Here is a 2,323-nt window from a genome sequence, read left to right as displayed (position 1 = left end):
CAATCAGTTTTCTTAACGCAACCCTTGATTAGAAATCTTTCCCCGATAAAGTGGAGATTTAGTCTCGAAGTTTTAGAATGTCCTAGGCTCGTTTGGCTTTCGCCAAACATTGCTAAATGGGAGTTATTTTTTTGATTTAAGTGTTACTAGACACCTAAACCATATTTATTTTATAAAGGTGACAAGAGATTTCTCCAGTCTCCACGAGCCGACGGGCTAGTCTTACGCTCGGTCGAAACGAGGGATCTCATAACTTAAGGTTATGTATGTACGGAGAATTAAAAACTTAAGACCTTGTATTTTTGTAAATGAAGGAGGCGTTAAAAAAATTTGATTGTTTGAGCGTTAGCGAGTTATCAAATTTTAGCCGACTGAATGTCAAAAAAGTTTGGATATAGCACTACTCATACGAAGGAACCTCTATATTAATAGTTTGCCGAAGGCAAACTCCTTGTCCCCCGAGAGGGGTCGCCCGGAGGGTGTAAGTCTCCACGAGCCGACGGGCTTGCCGGGGGTGTAAGGGGGAAACAGATGAGGGAACGTGCGAAACGTTCCCTAGGGTTTCCCCCTTGGAACGAAGATTCAACTGTAAATGGAATAATACTTTTAAAAATCAAAATAATTAATTATATATAGATAGATAAGTCAATCTCGGATTGAAAGAAAAAAAGATGATAACTTATATCGTATAAGACCCTTTTCTTAAATACGCCATAACATATCTCATGCTGGATTCTCTTTCTAGGGTTTTTACTAGGATTTCTTCTAGGTGGAGGGCTTTGGCTAGGTTTCGGTTTTGGATTAGGGATTTGTTGTTGCTTAGGGTCTGGATTTCTTCGCCTGAGACTAGGACTATGGTGGTGTCTTTGATTTTGCTGACGTATTTGACGTTGATAAAGGCTCGGTTGTTTTCTGCGAAGGGGGTGTTTCTGATTTTGAATGGGAAAAATACCTGGTTGGCGTCTATGACGTAGGGGATGTTACGGTAGATTTGGTAGGTCGCCTTGATTTTCTTGTCCATCTGCTTTTTGCTCTTGCCTTTTTCCTCGTAGAGGTTTTTTAGGAAGAGGGCTGGCGTTCTCTGATCCAAGATTGATTCGTCTTCCTTGTAGATGCGTGAATATATTCCCTTGCCCTTGACTTGTTCGGGCATGATTGCAATTATATCTGTGAACATACTTTCTCCTTTCATGTCTATTTGGACTTTTAATGTACTTGTATTGTACATCGAAAACAAATTCCTGGCAAGAGTTTTGAAGAAATTTTGCTAAAAGCCTTTTAGGCTTTTTAATCGCAAGGCTAAAATATTTTTAGCAAAGACATTATTCCATCATTTTTCTCAATTTTTTGAGTGCTAGAGAGTGTCTATTTCTCACAGTTTTTGATGAAAGGCCTATGAGCTCGGCGATTTTTTTGTCGGAGAGTCTTTCCCAATATTTCAATTTGATGATTACTACATCCTTCCTATCAAGCTTTTTAATATTGGCATACAAGTCCTTGTAGGCTTCTTTGGTGAAAAAATCATCCTCGATGTCATCATCGCTTATCAAATTATCCACGAGACTTTGTCCCTTCTCGGTCACTATGTCAAGGGAAGTAGGTCGAGGCTTCTTCGCCTTGTCCCAAAAATAGTAATTAAGCCTGTGCTTCAAATGGTTGCCAAAGGTGCCCTTGTCCTCATCATAGGAGACAATCGCCTCAACTAAGACCATCTTAGCCTCATCAATAGCTTCTTCTCTCTCAAAAGCATCGAATCTTCTAACAGTGGCAAGGATCAAAGGCATATAATCCCCCATAATCCTCTCTGCTTTGTTTATATTAATCATAAAAATATCCTCATTTCATAAAATTTATCTCGAGACTAAATCAATGATAATATAAATTTTTAAAAAAGTTTAATTGGCTAAAAGGGTCTTAATAATTAATTTTTCTTTCAATCCGAGATTGAATCATCCTTTCTATATAATATAAATATTTTTTTGATTTTTAATTTAATTATTCTACTTACAGTTGAATCTCCGTTCTAAGGGGGAGCCCAGGGGGACTTTCCGTATGTCCCCCCACCGGCTCCCCCTTAAACCCCCTTACGCTACCCCCTCCAAACGGCTCCTTAGCGGAGGGCAAAAAAAGAAGCTTGCCTTTTCGGCAAGCTTTTTTTGGTAGAGAGAATTACCTTGTATTAGTTTTCGTTTTTTCATAGAGATTTCTAATCTGCGAAGCCCTAAAAATCGCAAACTCGCTTCGCTCAGACAAGCGATTTTCTTAACGGGCTTCTTGATTAGAAATCTTTGCTCGATAAATGGGAGAAATGGTCTCGAAGTTT

At 38.9% G+C, this 2,323-nt stretch carries 3 protein-coding genes; all 3 read right to left on the bottom strand.

All coding sequences use genetic code 11. From position 1 onward, the window contains the following. Nucleotides 1-679: 679 nt before the first annotated feature. Complete coding sequence (locus tag HMPREF1630_RS00440; protein ID WP_052039335.1) at nucleotides 680-1,177, bottom strand: hypothetical protein; 498 nt, start codon at nucleotides 1,175-1,177, stop codon at nucleotides 680-682. 145 nt (nucleotides 1,178-1,322) lie between these two features. Beyond that, the gene (locus tag HMPREF1630_RS00435; protein ID WP_004827836.1) at nucleotides 1,323-1,826 is read right to left on the bottom strand and encodes a sigma-70 family RNA polymerase sigma factor; all 504 of its coding nucleotides are present in this window, start codon (nucleotides 1,824-1,826) and stop codon (nucleotides 1,323-1,325) included. A 258-nt stretch (nucleotides 1,827-2,084) separates the two neighbouring features. After that, nucleotides 2,085-2,323: hypothetical protein (locus HMPREF1630_RS09600; RefSeq protein ID WP_037326000.1), on the bottom strand; the 239-nt coding region annotated here is incomplete at its 5' end.

Source organism: Anaerococcus lactolyticus S7-1-13 (assembly GCF_000758765.1).
Lineage (GTDB): Bacteria > Bacillota > Clostridia > Tissierellales > Peptoniphilaceae > Anaerococcus > Anaerococcus lactolyticus.
Note: the sequence above shows the minus strand (reverse complement) of the source record. Positions and strands in the feature narration are given on the sequence as shown.

Coding starts and splice junctions, on each gene's coding strand:
- HMPREF1630_RS00440 (WP_052039335.1), bottom strand. CDS start 1,177: ATGTTCACAGATATAATTGCAATCATGCCCGAACAAGTCAAGGGCAAG.
- HMPREF1630_RS00435 (WP_004827836.1), bottom strand. CDS start 1,826: ATGATTAATATAAACAAAGCAGAGAGGATTATGGGGGATTATATGCCT.